This is a genomic window from Planococcus glaciei (assembly GCF_900099655.1).
Lineage (GTDB): Bacteria > Bacillota > Bacilli > Bacillales_A > Planococcaceae > Planococcus > Planococcus glaciei.
Genome location: NZ_FNDC01000012.1, coordinates 117,802 through 136,844, shown reverse-complemented (window position 1 = coordinate 136,844; position 19,043 = coordinate 117,802). Strand labels below are relative to the sequence as shown.

Here is a 19,043-nt window from a genome sequence, read left to right as displayed (position 1 = left end):
TGCGTCATCCATCTTAATTGAACCGCCGTATACCGAACGGTACGTACGGTGGTGTGAGAGGTCGGGAGTTAATCACTCCCTCCTACTCGATTGGGTGAATCCTTTTACCAGGAAATGCGCAAGTAAATTCTGCAACTCAGCAAAAGTAAGCAACCTGTTTGCTATGCCTACTAACTGCTTCAACAAATGAAAAAATCCCGCCTGCCGGATTTCGGCAGGCGGGATTTCGTTTATTAGTTCGTTATGCCTTGCGTTTCTTTCCACTCAAGGAATTCATCGTAAGTCAATTGCTTGTCGAGGATGCTTCCGTCTTCGCGGATTTCAATCACACGGTTTGCAACGGTTTGGATAAACTGATGGTCATGTGAAGTGAAGACCATCGCACCTTTGAATGCAATCATGCCGTTGTTGAGCGCCTGGATGGATTCCAAATCCAAGTGGTTGGTCGGTTCATCCAAAAGCAGCACGTTGGCATGCGACAGCATCATTTTCGATAGCATGCAGCGGACTTTTTCTCCACCGGAAAGGACAGAAGGTTTCTTTTTCACTTCTTCGCCGGAGAACAGCATTCTGCCGAGGAAGCCGCGCAGGAACGTTTCGCTTTCGTCTTCCGGTGAGTATTGGCGAAGCCAGTCTACCAGCGATTGCTCGCTGCCTTCAAAGTAAGCGGAGTTGTCGATTGGCAAGTAAGCGCGTGAAGTGGTAACACCCCAGCGGACCAATCCTTCAGCTGGCTCGTCTTCTTCAGCCAGGATGCGGAGAAGCGCCGATTTTGCAAGCGGATCGCCGATCAAGACGATTTTATCTTCTTTGTTCATATTAAAGCTGATGTTGTTCAGTAATTTATTGCCGTCAACAGTTTGGCTAAGGTCTCTCACTGTCAGCACGTCATTGCCGATTTCGCGGCCGATGGTGAAGTTGACGAATGGGTATTTGCGGGAAGAAGGGCGGATGTCGTCGAGCTCAATTTTATCGAGCATTTTCTTCCGGGAAGTAGCTTGCTTCGATTTGGAAGCATTCGCAGAGAAACGGGCGATAAACGCTTGAAGTTCTTTGATCTTTTCTTCTTTCTTGGCGTTCTGGTCGCCTGCCAGACGGGTAGCCAACTGGCTTGATTCGTACCAGAAGTCGTAGTTCCCTACATACAACTGGATTTTTCCGAAATCAAGGTCGGCAATATGCGTACATACTTTGTTCAAGAAGTGACGGTCATGCGATACGACAATAACGGTGTTTTCAAAGTTGATCAGGAATTCTTCCAGCCATTTGATGGCGTTCAAGTCCAAGTGGTTCGTCGGCTCATCCAGAAGAAGGACGTCCGGTTTGCCGAACAACGCTTGCGCAAGCAAAACTTTCACTTTGTCTGAACCGGATAATTCAGCCATTTTTTTGTCGTGAAGGCCTTCGGAAATGCCAAGGCCCTGAAGCAAAATAGCGGCTTCGGATTCAGCTTCCCAACCGTTCAGTTCAGCGAATTCACCTTCGAGTTCAGCGGCGCGCATGCCGTCTTCATCGGAGAAGTCTTCTTTCATATAGATGGCATTTTTCTCAGCCATGATTTCATAAAGTTTTTTGTGCCCCATAATAACCGTTTCTAGAACCGGATATTCTTCGTATTCGAAGTGATCCTGTTTCAGGACGGCCAAACGCTCGCCGGATCCCATTGTTACGTTGCCCGATTGCGCTTCCAGGTCACCGGACAAAATCTTGATGAATGTCGATTTTCCTGCACCGTTGGCACCGATCAAGCCGTAGCAATTCCCCGGGTTGAACTGGATATTTACATCTTCAAAAAGTTTGCGGTCGCCAAAGCGAAGGCTTACATCATTTACTGCTATCATTTATACGTACCTCCCAAATTTCACAATAAGAATAGTATACCATGAATGCTGTTAAAATCGATAGCATTCAGCAGCGGTCTGGGATAAACTTAAAAAGGGAAAACTGAGACGGCCTTTGAAACAAGCACCTCTGAAATTTGGAGAGCCAAAAGAGGTGCCGGCCCATCAAGCACTGAGGGGGGTTATTTATATTTGCGTTCTTTATAAGCTTCAAGTAGCCCGAGATCTTTATTGAGTAAATATTCCATGCGCACATAGTCTTTGCGCGTCGGGATATGTTCTTTGGTTAAGCCTTTCATCGAGAAGATGAAATAGTAGCCGCCAATTTGACGGAACACCACCACCACGTGGGGAAATTCGTCGAAAATGGCTTTGATGTTATAGCGTTTTGCATAGCTCCAGTTTACGATTTTCATTCTTGTGCCCGCCTTTCACATCCATTTTAATGGCTCGTGTCCGGGAACACAAGTTTGTATGACCGAATTGCTCAAGGAGGAATGATTTGTGACTGCACCATCCAAAAAATCGGTGCTTGGCCTGATGGTCTTGGCCATCTTTTTCGTCTCGCTGAACTTGCGGCCTGCCATTTCTTCCATCGGCCCGCTGCTTGAAACGATCCGCACCGATTTGGCCTTATCCAATAGCCAGATCAGCCTGTTAACCTCTGTCCCGGTATTTTGCATGGGGCTGTTTGCACCGCTCGCGGTAGGGTTTAACCGGAAATTCGGCATGAAACGTTCAATTTCGATTTTAATTATTGTCATTGGCACATTGACGCTGGTCCGCGGTCTTGTGCCGTCATACCCCGTGCTGCTTGCCAGTGCTTTTTTCATCGGCCTGGCGATTGCTATCATCAGCCCACTCTTGTCCGCCATGATCAAGCGAAATTTCCCCACACGGACGGCTTCTTTGATCGGCGTTTATTCGTTCGGGATGGGGCTTGGCGCAGCACTCAGTTCCGGACTGACGGGAGTGTTTTATACGATTCTCGACTGGCCGCTGGCATTAGCGAGCTGGGGCTTGCTTGCCATTGCGGCCTTGATTCTCTGGCAGCGCGTGGAAGAACCGGAAAGCGATGCACTTGAAGTCAGGGGAGAGCCGGTCCTTTCTCCGTGGAAAAACAAGCGGGCTTGGCTTATGCTGCTGTTTTTCGCTTTCCAGTCTGCTTTGTTTTTCTCATTGATAACTTGGCTTGCGCCGATTGCGAGCGATAAAGGCATGAATATTTTGGCGGCCGGTGCTGTCTTAACGGTCATGTCTCTGGTCCAGCTGGTTGGCAATTTATCGATTCCGGCGCTTTTGGGCAAATTTCCAAGCCGCCTTCTTTGGACGTTTGTGTTGCTTATCTCCGGTGCTGCCGGCATTTTGCTGTTGATGATTGAAGGGACTGCCTTTATCTGGCTTGCGGCCGTGCTGCTTGGCATTACGCTTGGCGGCTTGTTCCCGATAGCGCTGTTGATGCCGCTTGATGAAAACACACGGGCCGATGACGTCAATAGTTGGACGGCCATGATCCAGTCTGGGGGCTATATCATTTCCAGCATCATGCCTTTTGGCATCGGCTTCCTGTATGACCGCTACGGCACGCATGACATCACGTTAAATCTGCTGTTGGGCTACATCCTGGTGCTGGCAGTTTGTGCATTATTGCTGAATAAAAAAGGCGAGGGAAACTAAATGATCCGAATCCAAGCAATCAACCAACAAAATAAGATGGTTTTCGATCCGCCTTTGGCGGAATTAGAAGTGATGAAGTGGTACTGGGTCGATTTTGTCGACCCTACCGACGAAGAAATCGGGTTGCTCAGCAGCCATTTCAAATTTCACCCTTTGGCGATTGAAGACTGCATCCACTCGCTCCAGCGGCCGAAGCTCGAGTATTACGACGATATGAATTTCCTGGTTTTTCATTCGCTTGATCCGGAAACCTTGGAAGCTCAGGAAATCGATGTTTTTATAGGAGATAATTTTATCGTTTCGTTCCATTTTCAGGATTTGAAAGAAGTCAATCTGACATGGAATTATTTCAGTCCGCCAAGTGCACACGGGCAGTTTAAGCCGGTGGAAGTGACCTATAAACTGATGGATAAAGTAGTGGATTCCTTTTTCCCGCTGGTCGAGCACCTGGAAGACCAGCTGGCGACCATCGAAGACGCCGACCGGGTGAAAAAAGCGGACAAGACGATTATGGAAACCACATTTACGGTGCGGCGCGACCTGTTCAAATTGCGGCAAATCGTAGTGCCGACGAGGGACTTGGTTTACCGGATCCTGGAATCCAAGCGGTTTATCCTGCAGGAGCATAAACGCGCCTATTTTCAGGACATCTATGACCATTTGATCAAATTAAGCCAAATGATCGATTCCAACCGTGAACTGACGTCCGATATCCGCGACAATTACATTTCACTGAACTCTTATCGCATGAACAATATCATGAAAACTTTAACGGTCATCACGACCATTTTCATGCCGTTGACATTCATTGCCGGCATTTACGGTATGAACTTTGTGCACATGCCGGAATTGGAATGGAACGGCGGCTATTTTGCCGTGTTGACGGTGATGCTGCTTCTCGGAACCGGCATGTTCGCCTGGTTTTATTCCAAAGGATGGTTTGAAAACGATTAACGGATAAGGAAGGTACGAGCCATGAAACAATACACGACGATTCTTTTCGATATCGATGATACCTTGATGGATTTCAGAAAATCCGAAACGGCTGCATTGCATAATACATTTATAGAACACGATTTGCCGACCGGCTTCGCGGATTACCACGGCAGCTACCGAAAAATCAGCCAAGTGCTCTGGCAGGACCTGGAACATGGCAAGATTGCCATCCGCGATTTGGGCATCGAACGTTTCAAGCGTTTATTTTTGGAGCACCAGCTGGACATCAGCGCCGAAGCTTTTTCAAAATTGTATCTGGATTTCCTTGGCCAGGAATCGCATTTGATGCCCGGTGCGGATGAACTGCTGGAAAGCCTCGAAGGCTGTACACTCGCAGTGATCACTAACGGCTTCGGGGAAGTGCAGAAAGCGCGTATCCAGAATTCCACGCTCAGCAGCCGTTTTGAGCATGTGATCATTTCAGAAGAAACGGGCTACCAGAAACCGCATAGCGGAATTTTTGATTATGCGTTCAGACAGCTTGGTCTGTCATCAAAAGAAGGCGTACTGATGGTCGGCGACTCATTGAGCTCGGATATCCAAGGCGGCCATAATTACGGCATCGATACCTGCTGGTACAACCCGTTTGGCAAAGAAAATCCCACAGCCATCCGGCCAACTTACGAAATCCGGGAGCTGCTGGAACTGCGGGAAATTGTTCGCGGCACAAAAATCGCATTGAATAGTTTATAAATAGAAGAAAAGGCGTCCAGCAAATGGGACGCCTTTTCGATTTATGCCCAACTTTCTGGCCTCTATGCGTAATTTACAAAAAAACAGTGCAAAACCCTAAAAGGTTTCGCACTGTTCGAAAACACCGGTTCAATTGTTGGCTTCGGTTTTCTCCCAGGTTTCAGAGAGAAATTCATCGCGGCCGGAAACGGCGCGGTCTTCTTTGTAGTGTTCCGGATTTTTCTTGTAGAAATCCTGATGATAATCTTCGGCCGCATAAAACGGACCGGCGTCAAGGATTTCGGTGATGACCGGTTTTTTGAAGCGGCCGCTTGCATCCAAGCCGCGTTTTGATTGTTCTGCCAGCGCATGCTGTTTTTCATTATGCACGAAAATGGCGGGGCGGTACTGGGAGCCGCGATCCTGGAACTGGCCGTCGTTGTCGGTCGGATCGATTTGCTGCCAAAAGATTTCAAGCAGCTGTTCGTATGGGAAAACGTCGGGCTCGAAAGTAATCTCCACTGCTTCCAAATGGCCGGTAGTGCCGGTTTTAACTTGTTCGTAGGACGGGTTTTCAACATGGCCGCCGGTATAGCCGGAAACGACGCGTTCAATGCCGTCGAATTGGTCAAACGGTTTGACCATGCACCAGAAGCAGCCGCCTGCAAATGTAGCTTTTTCTGTCATATAGGTGGCTCCTTTCGCCTTAATATAGAAAAAATCTTACCATTCCCACTGTTTTACGACAATAAATATGTTTATAATAGTTGAGCAGAAACTTCTTCATGCCTTATGACGTCCCATGTAAGGCATCAACTAGAAAGGAACGTGTAGATTATGGAAGAAGAACTCAAGCCAAGCCGGAGCCGGCGCAAAAGAAAAAGGCTTCGATTCAGAGGCATTTTATTCCTGCTGTTGCTGGCGATTGTTGCAGTTGGAATTTATGCTGTTGTGCAATTTCAAAGTGGATACAAACTAGCTGAAAATACAGATTTGCCTAAAATGGAATTTGACGGAGACCCGGAGAATGCGGATTTCCAGAATATCTTGATCATCGGTGTGGATTCCCGCGGGGAAGAAAAGTCTCGTTCGGATACAATGATGCTGATGTCGCACAATAAAAACACAGACGAAGTAAAACTGACCTCATTCATGCGCGATATTTATGCAGATATTCCGGGATACCAGTCGTATAAATTGAACACGGCTTATTACTTGGGGGGCGCCAATCTCCTCGCTGATACGCTGCGTGAAATGTTTGGCGTTGAAATCCATCACGTAGCCCAAATCGATTTTGCGAACTTTGAGCAAATGGTCGACATAGCTGCGCCTAACGGTGTGGAAGTCGATGTTGAAAAAGACATGTCCGAAAAAATCGGCGTTTCCTTGAAAAAAGGCGTCCATGATTTAAACGGCAAAGAACTGCTGGGCTATGCGCGTTTCCGTGCAGACAATGAAGGCGACTTTGGGCGCGTGCGCCGCCAGCAGCAGGTTTTGGCCGCGTTAAAAGATGAAATGATCAGCGTTTCGGCAATTCCTAAATATCCAAAACTGGCAGGAGCGGTTCAAGGCTATATCGAGACCGATCTGCCGACATCCGACCAGGTGAAGCTTGCCATCGAACTTGCCAAGAGCGGTAAAAGTGATATCGGCCGCTTGACGGTACCTGTCAAAGGTACGTTCTGGGATGCCCGCTACCCGGATGCAGGAGCTGTTTTGGAAATCGATGTGGAGCAAAACCGGCAAGCCCTTTCTGAATTTTTGTCCCAACCACTTAATTAAAATGTCAGATAATATGCTAAAATAGTAGCATAACGAATTTTAAAGAAAGTAGGAGTGGCATGGAGACGGAAAAACAATCTTTTTTCAATACGAATTTTATCCGTTTTCTCGGAGGAACCAATACTTTATTCACCTTGATCGCTTTAGTGCTGATCGGCTTGGTCATTTTCATTTTCCGGGAAGTGTCGTTCATTTTTGATCCGCTGCTGTTGTTTATGCGGACCATTTTCCTGCCGGTCATCTTGGCGCTCGTGCTGTATTACTTGCTGCGGCCGATTCTTCGGATGCTCGAGGGCCTCAAAATCCCGCGGATTTGGGGAATTGTCATTATCTTTGTGGCGTTGACAGGCTTGGTCACCTTGCTTATCGTCCTGGTGCTGCCATTCCTGCGCGAACAGACGCAGCGGCTGATCATGGAGTTTCCGGATTACTTCATGCAGCTATTGACCAATTTGGATGCTTTTTTGCGCACTTCCTATGTCGGCGATTACTATGTGGATTCGAGCTTTAATATCGAACAACTGCTGACGACGCTGCCAACAACGTTCAATGAAACGTTCCAAACAACCGCAACCGGATTGCTGGCGCGGCTGACGGATTTTATCAGCACCGTGACGGGGGTCGTTCTCTCGATCATCATTGTGCCATTTATCTTGTTTTACTTGCTGAAAGACGGTGAAAAATTCCCTGAATATATCCTGAAATTGATGCCTCCGCGTTTCCGTGATGATACGAGATCGGTATTTCGTGAAGCGGACCGCCAAATCGGGGCCTATATCCAAGGGAAAATCATTGTCGGCATCTTTATCGGGGTAATGGTTTACATCGGCTTCCTGATCATCCGCCTGGACTATGCGCTGCTGTTCGGCTTCCTGGCCGGAGTGACGAGTGTGGTGCCCTATATCGGCCCGGCCATCGCTTTTACGCCGGCTGCCATTGTCGGCATCGTCATTTCGCCGTTCATGCTGTTGAAAGTCGGCATTGTCTGGACCATTGTCCAGATTTTTGAGAGCAATTTGATTTCACCGCAAGTTATGGGGAAAACGATGATCATCCATCCGATTACGATCATATTTGTCTTGCTGACCGCCGGTTCCTTGTTCGGCATAGCGGGGGTCATTCTCGGAATTCCGGCTTATGCCATTCTGAAAGTGCTCGTAGCCCATTTCTACAAATTGTTCAAACGGCGCTACAACAAACATGAATCCAATCTGGACCATCAATACGATTATACCGAATTGCAGTAACGGTTTAGAAAAAGCTTAACAGTGGTAAAGAAGGACTAGTAAATACTGGAGGGTGCAACTTTATGCATTTTAAACAATTTCTTAGCTCTATTGGGATTGGTTCACTGAAAGTCAATACAGTCGTAGAAAGGCCACATTTAGAAGAAGGCGAGACATTGAATGGAACGGTCTATTTTACCGGCGGCAACAGCGACCAGGAAATTGAATTCATTGAGCTAAATGTGATTAAGCAAATTGAAAATTACCGGGAAGACAGTGATTTTGATGTCATTGAAAACATTGTCGCCAAACAATCGCTCGAATTTATCGGTTCGGTCAAATCGAAAGCTGCAGTCATGCATCAATTTGAAATTGTGCCGGATGAACGCTGGATTTTGGAAAATCCCAAAGGAAAGCTGATTCTGCGGACGATTGTCCATGTCAACAATGGTGTAGATGTGCACGACGAAGATGAAATTACGTATGGAACGACAGATAGTCTTTAAAAAGAAAGGCATTCAAATTGAATTTCAATTTGGATGCCTTTTGGACTTTTTGGAGGTGTTTTGTATGGTACTCGTTAATAACAAAGAACTGGCAAAGAAAATCGAGTACATAAAAAGAAAAGGAACGAAAGACTATATTGAAAAGCAGCTTGAACGGAACCCTTTCGCCAATTCGGCTTGTTTATCGCTCGAAGGAAAAGGCGATTTTTTCTGCACAGGGAGTGTAAGTTTCGGCGTTGGATTCGGCATGGAAGATTCGCTTGTGAAAAGGGATGTGGAGCTGATTGAAGAGTTCATCCGCAACAAAAGAGGGGTTTCGCATGCCCGGTTTGAATTGACGCCGTTTTGCGATCCGCTCCTGACAGCGATGCTGCAGGAGCGGCATTATACGTTTGAACGTTTCTTGGCAGTCTGGGTACTTGAACTTGAATCTTGGGAAGCTGTGGAGATCCGCCAAACACCTAATGCGTGGACGATTCAAAAAGCGGCAGGCGAAGAATGCGATGAATGGGCATGGACAGTGGCACTCGGCATTTCCAAAGAGCAGACAGTGAGCGAAGAGACGATGGAAGCGGCGCGCGCCTTTTTGGAAGTCCCTGGCAATACCGGATTTTTGCTGAAAGAAGACGGCATAAGCGTCGCAGGGGGAACCTTGGCAATTGACGGGCAGCTGGCAGAATTGTTTTTGGCCAGCACAGTGCCAGGATACCGGGGAAAGGGCTATCAGAACCGTTTGATCGAAGAACGGCTTAGGTACGCGAAAGCAAAAGGCTGTACGCATGCCACGGTAACAACCGAGCCCAATACAGTTTCCGCAAGAAACATGGAAAAAAACGGTTTTCAGCTGGTTTATCATAAAGCGGTTGTGAAAAGCGAAGCCCTGCAATAAGCGAGCATCTGCGGTCAATTCTGCAGATGCTTTTTTCATTGGCATGAAAAGGCAAGGGGTTTTTCGTAATAAATGTAGAAAGTTACATAAGGTTAATTTTTGAAATAAAACCAGTCAACAAGAAAATTGAAGAAAAGAGATATAACCTACTTGAACTTTTAGAAAACGCCAGCAGCGACGGGCTAAATTTTTAAAAAAAAGAATCTAACAAAACATCAAAAAACTGAGCAATTCTCTAATTGATTAGGATTGACGCAGAAACGCTTCAATTGGTTTAAACCAAAAGAAACGATTCTTATTTATTGGTTGTTTCAAAATAAAATATACGCTACAATAAATGAGAGTGATAATCATTATCAATTAATTGAGTAAAGGAGGATTTATAACTGGACGTTGAATAATGGCATGGATGGATGAAAACATTCCTTGTAACAACGCAGCTAAATTGCTTTCCTGGTTAGAGATTTAGCTGGAATATCCATTTTAGAATTAAAGAAATAATTTCAGCTGAAGTTGACTTTACTCAGAAACAATATATGAATTGGCCGAAGTGCTTTGCAAAGATTGGAGTGGATGCTATGAAGAAATTAAGTTTGATGCTGGCGCTGAGTTTTTTCTGGTCTGTCCCGGTTTCTGCGCTTGGCTCAAACCAAGAAATAGTTTCCAGTGCTGTTTTTCACACTGGCAATGTGGCAGATGGCAGTGAAGAGCCGATTGAATACATAAATGAAGAAACTAAAAGCGGGACCTTAGTCAAAGCAGACGTAGAGGCTGAAGACGGAAAAGTGAATTGGATAACAGTCCTTGCAGTCTGTTTTATAGCATTATTGGTTTACTGGATCAATAAAAAGAAAAAACATGAAAGCGAGTGAAACGCATCAAGCATGGCATCTGCCTTTTCCAAGGAAAAGGACTTTATCCAATGGAGGTTTTACATTATGAAGAAACTACAAATTTACGACCGCGAAGATTTGCTGGAAATCGAATTTCAGGACATCCGGAAGTTCCATGGCACACGGGCTTATATGGCGATTGGTGTAGCATATCGCATGGCGGAAGCAGCGTTTGAAGCGCTTTACGGGGAAGACGTGCCGGAACGCAGCGACATCTCTATTCTGGCCGGCCACGGCGGACCGGGATTCCGGGATGCGTTTGAATTCATTACGCGCGCTGCTACGCGCGGGGAATATGAAGTGGATCCAGCTTATCCGACGGCACAGTATGATCCATATCGGCCGACGTCTTACGCATTTGTGTTCAAACGCAAATCCGGGGAAGAAGTGGAAGTTAGTTTGAAAAAAGAGTTCCTTCCGACGGTGTTTTATGAGTTCTTGAAAAAAGGAAGAGAAGAAGTTTTTACACTGGAAGAATACGAAGCGTTCGAAAAAATGAAAGAACAATTATGCTTGCGCGCGCTGGAACTGCCTTTGGACGAATTAGTCAACGTCCGCTAAAGAGCGCAAATAAAAAAGAAACCAACTGAAAGCGGTTGGTTTTTTTATTTCATAATTATATTATGTAGTCTTTTTAGCGAGTAGTATTTGTATAAAACTACATAAGGGTAATTAAATAAATTCAAAACCAGCAACAAGAAGCAAAAGATGCTAAAAGAAAAAACAGGAAAAGAAAAGCGTTAACTTTTCACTTCCTGTTTCCTTCAGCTTAACCAGATCCCGCCCAGGCAGCTGGCAGCCAGCAGCAGTACAAAAAGGGCAGACATCCAAAAATCAATGCGGCCAATCCGGATGGGTTGGTAATAGTCGGTTCTCGCTTCGCCGGTAAAGCCGCGGGCTTCCATGGCGAAAGCGGACCGTTCCGCTTTTCGGACAGCACCGGCAAGCATCGGAATCAGCACTCGCCGCATATCGAGCAGGCGCTTCAATGCATTCTTTTCCTCGACGGCTCCGCGCAATCGCTGGGCCTGCTGGATTTGGGTAAATTCGTCTTTCATGACCGGCAGGAATTGATATCCGACCATTATCCCGTATGCAAGTTTCGGCGATAATTTTAATTGCTGCATCAAACTCATGATAAATTTTACCGGATCGGTTGTGAACGCGAACATCAGCGACAAAGTGGAAAAAGCCAAGACGCGGAAAGATAGGGACAGAGCTGTCTCCAGTTGTTCAGCGGTGATATCCAAACCGGCAAATGACCAGATGATCTGGCCTCCCGTTTCTGTCCCGAATAAGAGAGTCGTCCATAAATAGCCGAAAGCGCCGATGGTAAACGGCAGCATGAACAGCGCCCATACTTTCCAATTGAGCCGGCTCAGGAAAACTTGGAAGAGTAAAACGCCCATCCAGAAAATCAGCGGTGTCCAGGGATTGAAGAAAAAGGCGATGGTCATCATTGACAAGGCCACTGCAATGAATTTCACGGACGGGTTCATGTCATGCAAAAGATTCCGCACGAAGCTTCACTCCTTTTGGCGCAAGCAAATGATGCGACGCCAGCAATTCTTCATTAGCCCATAATTCCTCACATACGAATTTCCCAGTCAATGAACCGTCTTTGATCAGTAGTACAAAATCGGCAACGGCCGCTGCAAATTCCATGTCATGCGTGACGATCAAAAAAGAAATGCCTTCGTTTGCCCGTTCTGCAATCAATTGCGCTAATGCCTGCAACGCCGCAGCGTCCTGTCCGGAAGTCGGTTCATCCATCAGCAGGACTTGCCGTTTGTCTGCAAGCATTGCGGCGATTGCGACCCGCCGTTTTTGCCCATGGCTGACAGCGAACGGATGCGCGTTTTGGATGTCCGTTAACCGTAAGCGCTCCATTAAATCCTGGATTTCTTTTGGAGAGGATGAACCCGAATACGCTATTTCATCTTTAATTCGCTGCGTCAGAAACAGGTACTCAGGCGATTGCGGCACGTAGCCGATGCCGTCCGATTCGACGGTGCCACCTGAACTTTTGTAGATGCCGCACAGCGTTTTCAGCAAAGTCGATTTTCCGCTGCCGTTTGGTCCGGCAACGACCGTGACTTCGCCGCGCTGGAGGGAGAAAGAAAGCGGATGGAGCAAGCTTTTGCCGTTAACACTAGTGCAAAGTCCGGAAACCTGCAAAGAACGGTCGGTTTGAAGGGCAGTTTTCCGTTTCGGGAATTTCACTGAAGCTCTTGGGGCAAAGCGCTGGTCGGCGAGAATGTGGCCGTCTGCGTCCAGTTGAATATCGCGGCCGAAAAATGATTCCCAAAGATCAAGGCGGTGCTCGACGGCTACAATCGTCAACCCAAATTGTTTCTGCAACCCGTCCAGCCAGGCGATAAACTGCTTGGCTGTTAAGGGATCGAGGTGGGATATGGGTTCATCCAGCAAGAGCACTTCGGGTTTCATGATCAACGCACATGCAGTTGCCACGCGCTGCTTCATGCCGCCGGATAATGACTGGATTACCGCATGGCGAAGCGGCGTTAAGCCGGTCAATGAGAGGACATCCGTTATCCGGCTCTCCATTTCCTTAAAAGGGACATGCAGGTTTTCCAGTGTAAACGCCAGTTCTGCTTCAACGGTCGGCATGCAAAACTGGGAGTCGGGGTCCTGGAACACGGTTGCGACCCGGTGATTGATTTCTCCGGGGGCATAGTCTTCTGCTCTTTTTCCGAACAGGCGGATGCTGCCGCTGAGAATTCCGTCGCAGTTCAGCGGATACAACCGGTTTAGTAAATACAGCAAAGTGCTTTTGCCGCAGCCGCTCGGGCCGGATATGACAGCGCGCTCTCCCGGAAAGATGTCGAATGTGAGATCTTTCAGGATGTTTTCCTGGTCATCCGGAAAACGAAAATGGGTATTTTTCAATGAAAACACCGGCTCATGCACCGGCATCACCTTTTTCCGCACGGGCAATCGCGTAACCGCGGAGCGAACCGGTCGCAAGCAAGCCGTCTGAAATGTATTTGCCTCCGATGCCGGCGATGATCATGCCGCTTAAGACGCGAAGCGTAAACATCAAGGCCACAAATGAGGGGTCAAGCGCTGCGTAGCCTGAGATGAAATAGCCGTACACAAAACTGAATACGGCAGAACCGGCGCCGGCCAGCATAAACACGGCCAGATTGAAATGCTTGTATCCGGTCACTGCAAACGCCGCTTCCGCTCCGAGTCCCTGGACAATGCCAGACAACAGCAGACGCGGACCGACTGCATTGCCAAGCAGTACTTCAATCGCCGCCGCCATCGATTCCGACAGCACGGCAGCTCCTGGTTTCCGGATGATGTTCATGCAAATGATCGACACGATAAACCAGATGCCGAACAGCCATTCATAGGCGATAGGTCCGATAATGCCGGCCCAGATATTCGAAAGATGGACAAACAGCAAATAGACGATGCCAAACACGATGGCAAACAGCGACATCAGCACAACTTCTTTCAGCTTCCAGGATTTAAGCATCTTTAATGCCTCTATGCGACGGGCTGTTGATGCTCATGGATACCGTCATGACCAAATGGCGGTGCTCTTCGGAGCAGGCATTCGTAAATGCTTCTTCGTAAAACGCGAAGACCTCATGGATATCGCCGTGGATGCCGCTCGCGTAATGCATCGATTCGTTAAAGACGCCTCGCTCTTTGGCACGGTCGACTTCACGGTAAATGACGGCCATGTAATCCGGGTTGTTCATCGGATATAGCGCAAATTGAGAAGACACGTATTGTTTCGTTTCATCGGTATTCAGCAGCACGTCGTCTTTATCCAAGTAGACGTCGCCTGCAGAATCTCCCGGACAGCCGATTGAAAACGTTCCGGACAATGCGACATGCTCACCGGTCTTGGCTGCATGCAGCGTAAGTGCTTTCGCCACATTGAAGACGTGGTTTTGTTTGCCGCGGATGACCGTCGAGACGTCATCGGTATGCATCCAGACGTTCGAGGTGTCCGTTTCGTTTAAAGCCCCTTTAATTACCTTGATAAAATTGCCGGTCATCGGATGCAAAGAAAAGCGAAATCCGACAATCGGGCTTGTGCCGCATTGCAGTGGTTCCATAATAAATTCTCCTCCTCAAAAAATTGCACAAAAAAAGGCTGCATCCGTGAAGATGCAGCCACTATTCCATAACAATTAAATTCAAGAAAGATCCAATTGCGGAAAGTCACCGCACTTCCTCACGCCAGTATTACCTGGATCGAGTCATAAGGGATCGAAGCTTGCGCTTGCATCTCAGCCGAAAATCGGGCACCCCCAGTGCAGAAAACGGTATGCAGTTTTTTGTGATCCGGGGTTTGCCCCGATGGGTCTAGTGTAGCGGAAGGGGTGGAGGAAGTAAAGGGGATTTCGATTTTGCTTGTTGCCAACTACCTGTTTTTGAATTTTGACGGGGAAACGAAAAATTCTAATATATTGTAACTATATAGTCACAAAGTTAAATAAAATGTGTTATTTTTTTAACTATTATGAAACTTTTAAATCATTTAGCCGTATGATTAGGTAAGAAAGATAATAAAAAATAAGGGGGAATTGACATGCAGAAAGCAGCTTCAGAATGCGTAGATTTTTTTGATTTCATCTTAAGGGCTAAGAAGAGATAAAAAAACGAAAGCTGAAGACAGCAGCTCATAAAGAAATATCATTTTTCCGGATTGACGGGGGATTTTGACAATAGAAGCTGGACGTATAAACTCCAAGGAAACCAACGATTAATGGCTTAGGGGAAGGCCAATTAAAAATTATAAAAAAAATGGGAGTTTGCCATGAATACTATAAACTGGTTTGAAAGGTTGAATCATACACTAGAAACTTACCAAAAAGACAAGCACATCGATCCGCACCGGCTGCAATACCACTTAATGCCTGCGGTCGGCTTGCTGAATGACCCAAATGGACTCATCCAGTATAAAGGCACCTATCATGTGTTTTTCCAGTGGAATCCGTTCGGGACTGTACACGGAGCTAAATGCTGGGGCCACTGCACATCCCAAGACCTTATTTATTGGCAAGAACACCCGCCATCGCTCGTTCCGAGTGAATGGTATGAAAGAGACGGATGTTTTTCCGGAAGTGCAGTTGAAGTTGATGGAGACATGGTGCTGTTCTACAGCGGGAACGTTGGACATGACAACAACATACTTGAAACGTATCAATGCATGGCCGTTTCGCACAACGGGTTTATTTTCGAGAAAAAAGGCCCTGTGGTTCTGCTGCCGGAAGGATACACGTCCCATTTCCGGGATCCGAAAGTTTGGAAACGAGACGGCGTCTGGTACATGGTCATAGGGGCGCAGACCTTTTCTCAGGAAGGTGCCGTTGTCCTGTTTGCTTCATCTGATTTGAAGGAATGGGAGCTGAAAGGAACGCTTGCCGGAAACCGGATTAACGGTTTGGTTGATTTCGGCTATATGTGGGAATGTCCGGATTTTTTTGAACTGGATGGAAACGACGTCTTGATCGTGTCGCCTCAGGGGTTGGAAGCAAAAGAAAGCTTTTACCACAATGTGTTTCAATCAGGATACTTTGTCGGGAAATGGAATGTCGGGACCACTGAGTTTCCGCACGGCGAATTTATTGAACTGGACCGGGGGTTTGATTTCTATGCCCCCCAAACGTTTCACGATCAGCTGGGGAGAAGAATCATGCTGGGCTGGATGGGCATGACCGACGAGCAGGAAACTCACCAGCCAACCATTGAAAAAGGCTGGGTGCATGCCTTGACGATCCCCCGGGAAATCGAACTGAAAAACAACCGGATCATTCAAAAGCCGGTGCAAGAACTCCAAAAGCTGCGGGAAGAAAATGGGTTCCAGTGCAGAACAAGCATCGAAGATGAAACAAAGACTTGGCCGGAACTGGCCGGAACAGTCAGTGAAATCAAAGCCTGTTTCCACGAAAATCAAGCCGATACCATAAAAATCGAAATCCGTAAAAACTTGTCCATCGTCTATATCCAGCATATGAAGCGCTTGACTTTAGAAAGAAAGCGGTTCATCGACGGCAAGATTGAAAGCCGAAGCTGCTTTTTGGACAAGCTTGAAGACCTTCATATCTTCCTCGATACCAGCTCGATTGAACTGTTTGTCAATGGAGGAGAGGAAGTCTTTACGGCCCGGTTCTTTGCCGAAGCAACTGATGTGGATGTATTCATCACTGCAGATGGACGAGTGGATGCAACACTTGAAAAGTGGAATTTGCGAAATCCGAAAGAGCTGTAACGAAAACCATCGGCCGAAGCAGTTTCGGCCGATGGTTTTGCATTAAGGCCCGTACAGCGATGCAACAGCTTTTATTTTCGGGGTTCACGGCACGCATTTGAAGCTATAACTAAGGAGGGGTTTTTATGTATGACGTCGTTGCACTTGGTGAACTTCTGATTGATTTTACACCAGCCGGAAAGTCGGCAAATGGAAATGCCTTGTTTGAATCGAACCCTGGCGGAGCACCCGCGAATGTTCTTGCGACACTGGCTAAATTCCATGCAACAACCGCTTTTATAGGAAAAGTGGGGAAGGACCAATTCGGCTCTTTTTTAGGGGAGACGCTCCGGAAAAACGGAATTGATACACAAGGCTTAATCTATTCAAAAGATGTAAATACCACATTGGCATTTGTGCATCTGAAGGAAGACGGCGACCGTTCTTTTCAATTCTACCGTTCTCCTGGAGCTGACATCATGCTGCAGGAACAGGAAGTTGATGTTGAATTGGTGCAACAGGCAAAGATCTTTCATTTCGGTTCGCTTTCTATGACGCATGAACCGGCCAAGACGGCCACATTAAAGGCACTGCAAGCGGCAAAAGCGAAAGGTGTTTTAATTTCCTATGATCCAAATCTGCGTCCGGCGCTATGGGAAAGTTTAAGCCAGGCAAAAGAAACGATCCTTGAAGGCATGCAGTATGCGGATGTTTTGAAACTATCTGATGAAGAATTGGAGTTTACTACGGGCATCCATGACCTGGAAGAAGGGACTCGCTTTTTGTTGGAGAAATTCAAAATAAAAATTGTCTTAGTTACGTTGGGGGCTAAAGGCTGTTTTTACCGATTTGGAAAAGGTACGGGACACATTGCGGGATTCCAAGTGGATACAATCGATACTACAGGAGCAGGCGATCTGTTCTTCGGCGCTTTTTTGCATCAATTTCTTCAGAAAGATGCTTCGTGGGAAGCAATACAAGCTGAAGAGCTGGAAACCATGATTTTATTCGCCAATGCGGTCGCGGCTTTGGGGACCACTAAAAAAGGTGCGATACCGGCAATCCCTTCTCTCGACGAGGCTACTCAGCTGCTTGATGGAAGAGCTTGAAGCAGAAAATGGAAGCAAGACTTGGCTTATTAGGTGTTGGATGCAGCCGCCGCGCTTAAGCAAGCGCGACCCACAGCTTTAAGTTCGATTTTTAGGCGCTGCATTTTTAGATAAACTAAAAACAGCCGATTTCCTCTCTGAAACGAGGGAAATTGGCTGTTTTGTTATCCGCTGTTTTATCTGTCGCGCAATTTAGCAAGCAAACGAAGAATTTCAAGATACAGCCAAACGAGCGTTACCAGCAGGCCGAAGGCTCCGTACCATTCAAAATATTTCGGAACGCGCTTTTCGGAAGCATTTTCGATGTAATCAAAATCCAGCACCAGATTCAGTGCGGCAATGATGACAATGACGATGCTGATGATAATGCCAAGCGGCGTCGATTCATGCAAATGCGGAATGTTAAAGCCGAAAAAGCTGCCGACAAACGATATCAAATACACAACGAAGATCGCGCCGGTCGCAGCGACTACACCCAAGCGGAAGTTCTGCGTCACTTTGATGAATCCGGACTTATAGGCAAGCAGCAAACTCAAAAGCACTCCGATGGTCAACAGGACGGCCTGGAACACGATGCCCCCGTATTGCACTTCGTACTGGGCCGAAATCGCCCCGATGAACAAACCTTCCAGCAGTGCATAAAGCGGAGCTGTAAACGGAGCCGCTTTCGGCACGAAAATCGTAACCATCGCGACGACAAAGCCGCCGATGCCGCCGACCAGGATCAAGGGCAGGATGGTTTCAGGATTGCTGAGGTACTGATTCCAGGAATAGACCGCTGTTGCCAATACCAAAAGCAATAATATGAACGTCTTATTGACCGTTCCTTGAATGGTCATCGTGCGGCCGGAACTGGCATAACCGCCTTTTTCAAACACTTCATCTTTCAAACTCGGATTTCCACTTCTCACATCGATCGTCTCCTTTGGATTTTAAAACAGGTTCATAGTATTCCTTAAATTCCAGGGAATCAAACCCTTGTGAAATTAAGTTCAAATCGTTGAAAATGTTTCTTTGTTGTTGTTACGTATGGAACGCGGCAAAAGTTTCATTCAATCAGATTTTAGCAGAACTTTTTTTAAATATTGTGTTGCAGTTGTGTCCATAAAAAAAGGGGAACGGCACAAAAAGCTGGTTCCGCAAGACGAAGGTTTGACATCATTGGATAATCATAATATAGTAAGTTACATAAAGTAACTAATAATTTGCCGTTGCGG

Annotated in this window: 19 protein-coding genes and 1 riboswitch; of the genes, 11 read left to right on the top strand and 8 right to left on the bottom strand. The window is 46.8% G+C overall.

What is annotated here, in order from left to right:
- Nucleotides 1-233: 233 nt before the first annotated feature.
- The gene (locus BLQ32_RS14740) at nt 234-1,841 is read right to left on the bottom strand and encodes an ABC-F family ATP-binding cassette domain-containing protein (RefSeq protein WP_036803243.1); all 1,608 of its coding nucleotides are present in this window, start codon (nt 1,839-1,841) and stop codon (nt 234-236) included.
- 182 nt (nt 1,842-2,023) lie between these two features.
- Entirely contained in the window at nt 2,024-2,257 is a 234-nt protein-coding gene (locus BLQ32_RS14735; protein WP_074510928.1) for a hypothetical protein, read from the bottom strand.
- Nucleotides 2,258-2,345: 88 nt separating this feature from the next.
- On the opposite strand from BLQ32_RS14735, the gene BLQ32_RS14730 reads away from it, so the two are divergent.
- The 3 genes from BLQ32_RS14730 to BLQ32_RS14720 are packed head-to-tail and all read left to right on the top strand — an operon-like array spanning nt 2,346 to nt 5,207.
- On the top strand, nt 2,346-3,518 hold the full coding sequence (locus BLQ32_RS14730; RefSeq protein ID WP_083335353.1) for an MFS transporter: 1,173 nt from the start codon (nt 2,346-2,348) through the stop codon (nt 3,516-3,518).
- Nucleotides 3,519-4,472 (top strand): magnesium/cobalt transporter CorA, encoded by a 954-nt coding sequence (gene corA / locus BLQ32_RS14725; RefSeq protein WP_074510927.1) that lies wholly within the window; start codon nt 3,519-3,521, stop codon nt 4,470-4,472.
- 21 nt (nt 4,473-4,493) lie between these two features.
- Nucleotides 4,494-5,207 carry a YjjG family noncanonical pyrimidine nucleotidase gene (locus BLQ32_RS14720; protein WP_074510926.1) on the top strand — a complete coding sequence of 238 codons (714 nt, stop codon included), beginning with the start codon at nt 4,494-4,496 and terminating at the stop codon, nt 5,205-5,207.
- A gap of 129 nt (nt 5,208-5,336) precedes the next feature.
- On the opposite strand, the gene msrA is transcribed toward BLQ32_RS14720, so the two are convergent.
- A complete protein-coding gene (gene msrA / locus BLQ32_RS14715) occupies nt 5,337-5,873 on the bottom strand; it encodes a peptide-methionine (S)-S-oxide reductase MsrA (protein WP_074510925.1) in 537 nt (178 codons plus the stop codon).
- A 150-nt stretch (nt 5,874-6,023) separates the two neighbouring features.
- Here msrA and BLQ32_RS14710 point away from each other — a divergent pair, with 150 nt between their 5' ends.
- The 6 genes from BLQ32_RS14710 to BLQ32_RS14685 all read left to right on the top strand — a co-directional run bounded on the left by BLQ32_RS14710 (nt 6,024) and on the right by BLQ32_RS14685 (nt 11,043).
- Nucleotides 6,024-6,968, top strand: a complete 945-nt coding sequence (locus tag BLQ32_RS14710; RefSeq protein WP_074510924.1) for an LCP family protein — start codon at nt 6,024-6,026, stop codon at nt 6,966-6,968.
- Between the two features lie 59 nt (nt 6,969-7,027).
- Nucleotides 7,028-8,215, top strand: a complete 1,188-nt coding sequence (locus BLQ32_RS14705; RefSeq protein WP_074510923.1) for an AI-2E family transporter — start codon at nt 7,028-7,030, stop codon at nt 8,213-8,215.
- A 62-nt stretch (nt 8,216-8,277) separates the two neighbouring features.
- Entirely contained in the window at nt 8,278-8,700 is a 423-nt protein-coding gene (locus BLQ32_RS14700) for a sporulation protein (protein ID WP_036803264.1), read from the top strand.
- 64 nt (nt 8,701-8,764) lie between these two features.
- Nucleotides 8,765-9,589, top strand: coding sequence for a GNAT family N-acetyltransferase (locus BLQ32_RS14695; protein ID WP_074510922.1), 825 nt, complete (start codon nt 8,765-8,767; stop codon nt 9,587-9,589).
- A gap of 578 nt (nt 9,590-10,167) precedes the next feature.
- A complete protein-coding gene (locus tag BLQ32_RS14690) occupies nt 10,168-10,461 on the top strand; it encodes a hypothetical protein (RefSeq protein WP_074510921.1) in 294 nt (97 codons plus the stop codon).
- A 66-nt stretch (nt 10,462-10,527) separates the two neighbouring features.
- Nucleotides 10,528-11,043 carry an FmdE family protein gene (locus BLQ32_RS14685; protein ID WP_074510920.1) on the top strand — a complete coding sequence of 172 codons (516 nt, stop codon included), beginning with the start codon at nt 10,528-10,530 and terminating at the stop codon, nt 11,041-11,043.
- Nucleotides 11,044-11,246: 203 nt separating this feature from the next.
- Here BLQ32_RS14685 and BLQ32_RS14680 read toward each other — a convergent pair whose 3' ends face one another.
- Genes BLQ32_RS14680 through BLQ32_RS14665 form a run of 4 tightly spaced genes read right to left on the bottom strand, consistent with a single transcriptional unit; the run spans nt 11,247 to nt 14,579 of the window.
- Nucleotides 11,247-12,002, bottom strand: a complete 756-nt coding sequence (locus BLQ32_RS14680; RefSeq protein ID WP_074510919.1) for an energy-coupling factor transporter transmembrane component T family protein — start codon at nt 12,000-12,002, stop codon at nt 11,247-11,249.
- Nucleotides 11,983-13,419, bottom strand: a complete 1,437-nt coding sequence (locus BLQ32_RS14675) for an ABC transporter ATP-binding protein (protein WP_244890370.1) — start codon at nt 13,417-13,419, stop codon at nt 11,983-11,985. Before BLQ32_RS14675 ends, BLQ32_RS14680 begins: the two co-directional genes overlap by 20 nt.
- The gene (locus BLQ32_RS14670; RefSeq protein WP_074510917.1) at nt 13,406-13,987 is read right to left on the bottom strand and encodes an ECF transporter S component; all 582 of its coding nucleotides are present in this window, start codon (nt 13,985-13,987) and stop codon (nt 13,406-13,408) included. The genes BLQ32_RS14675 and BLQ32_RS14670 overlap by 14 nt, the downstream gene beginning before the upstream one ends.
- A complete protein-coding gene (locus BLQ32_RS14665; RefSeq protein ID WP_074510916.1) occupies nt 13,980-14,579 on the bottom strand; it encodes a YkoF family thiamine/hydroxymethylpyrimidine-binding protein in 600 nt (199 codons plus the stop codon). The genes BLQ32_RS14670 and BLQ32_RS14665 overlap by 8 nt, the downstream gene beginning before the upstream one ends.
- A gap of 99 nt (nt 14,580-14,678) precedes the next feature.
- Nucleotides 14,679-14,786: riboswitch (TPP riboswitch) on the bottom strand.
- A gap of 497 nt (nt 14,787-15,283) precedes the next feature.
- Between BLQ32_RS14665 and BLQ32_RS14660 the strand changes: the two genes are divergently transcribed.
- Nucleotides 15,284-16,738, top strand: coding sequence for a glycoside hydrolase family 32 protein (locus BLQ32_RS14660; protein WP_074510915.1), 1,455 nt, complete (start codon nt 15,284-15,286; stop codon nt 16,736-16,738).
- A 125-nt stretch (nt 16,739-16,863) separates the two neighbouring features.
- Nucleotides 16,864-17,826 (top strand): PfkB family carbohydrate kinase, encoded by a 963-nt coding sequence (locus tag BLQ32_RS14655; protein WP_074510914.1) that lies wholly within the window; start codon nt 16,864-16,866, stop codon nt 17,824-17,826.
- Between the two features lie 176 nt (nt 17,827-18,002).
- On the opposite strand, the gene BLQ32_RS14650 is transcribed toward BLQ32_RS14655, so the two are convergent.
- Entirely contained in the window at nt 18,003-18,737 is a 735-nt protein-coding gene (locus BLQ32_RS14650; RefSeq protein ID WP_074510913.1) for a Bax inhibitor-1/YccA family protein, read from the bottom strand.
- Nucleotides 18,738-19,043: the final 306 nt, after the last annotated feature.

Excerpts from the sequence above, each read along its gene's own strand:
- BLQ32_RS14740 (WP_036803243.1), bottom strand. The coding sequence starts at position 1,841 with ATGATAGCAGTAAATGATGTAAGCCTTCGCTTTGGCGACCGCAAACTT.
- BLQ32_RS14735 (WP_074510928.1), bottom strand. The coding sequence starts at position 2,257 with ATGAAAATCGTAAACTGGAGCTATGCAAAACGCTATAACATCAAAGCC.
- corA (WP_074510927.1), top strand. The coding sequence starts at position 3,519 with ATGATCCGAATCCAAGCAATCAACCAACAAAATAAGATGGTTTTCGAT.
- BLQ32_RS14720 (WP_074510926.1), top strand. The coding sequence starts at position 4,494 with ATGAAACAATACACGACGATTCTTTTCGATATCGATGATACCTTGATG.
- msrA (WP_074510925.1), bottom strand. The coding sequence starts at position 5,873 with ATGACAGAAAAAGCTACATTTGCAGGCGGCTGCTTCTGGTGCATGGTC.
- BLQ32_RS14710 (WP_074510924.1), top strand. The coding sequence starts at position 6,024 with ATGGAAGAAGAACTCAAGCCAAGCCGGAGCCGGCGCAAAAGAAAAAGG.
- BLQ32_RS14705 (WP_074510923.1), top strand. The coding sequence starts at position 7,028 with ATGGAGACGGAAAAACAATCTTTTTTCAATACGAATTTTATCCGTTTT.
- BLQ32_RS14700 (WP_036803264.1), top strand. The coding sequence starts at position 8,278 with ATGCATTTTAAACAATTTCTTAGCTCTATTGGGATTGGTTCACTGAAA.
- BLQ32_RS14695 (WP_074510922.1), top strand. The coding sequence starts at position 8,765 with ATGGTACTCGTTAATAACAAAGAACTGGCAAAGAAAATCGAGTACATA.
- BLQ32_RS14690 (WP_074510921.1), top strand. The coding sequence starts at position 10,168 with ATGAAGAAATTAAGTTTGATGCTGGCGCTGAGTTTTTTCTGGTCTGTC.
- BLQ32_RS14685 (WP_074510920.1), top strand. The coding sequence starts at position 10,528 with ATGAAGAAACTACAAATTTACGACCGCGAAGATTTGCTGGAAATCGAA.
- BLQ32_RS14675 (WP_244890370.1), bottom strand. The coding sequence starts at position 13,419 with ATGCCGGTGCATGAGCCGGTGTTTTCATTGAAAAATACCCATTTTCGT.
- BLQ32_RS14670 (WP_074510917.1), bottom strand. The coding sequence starts at position 13,987 with ATGCTTAAATCCTGGAAGCTGAAAGAAGTTGTGCTGATGTCGCTGTTT.
- BLQ32_RS14665 (WP_074510916.1), bottom strand. The coding sequence starts at position 14,579 with ATGGAACCACTGCAATGCGGCACAAGCCCGATTGTCGGATTTCGCTTT.
- BLQ32_RS14660 (WP_074510915.1), top strand. The coding sequence starts at position 15,284 with ATGAATACTATAAACTGGTTTGAAAGGTTGAATCATACACTAGAAACT.
- BLQ32_RS14655 (WP_074510914.1), top strand. The coding sequence starts at position 16,864 with ATGTATGACGTCGTTGCACTTGGTGAACTTCTGATTGATTTTACACCA.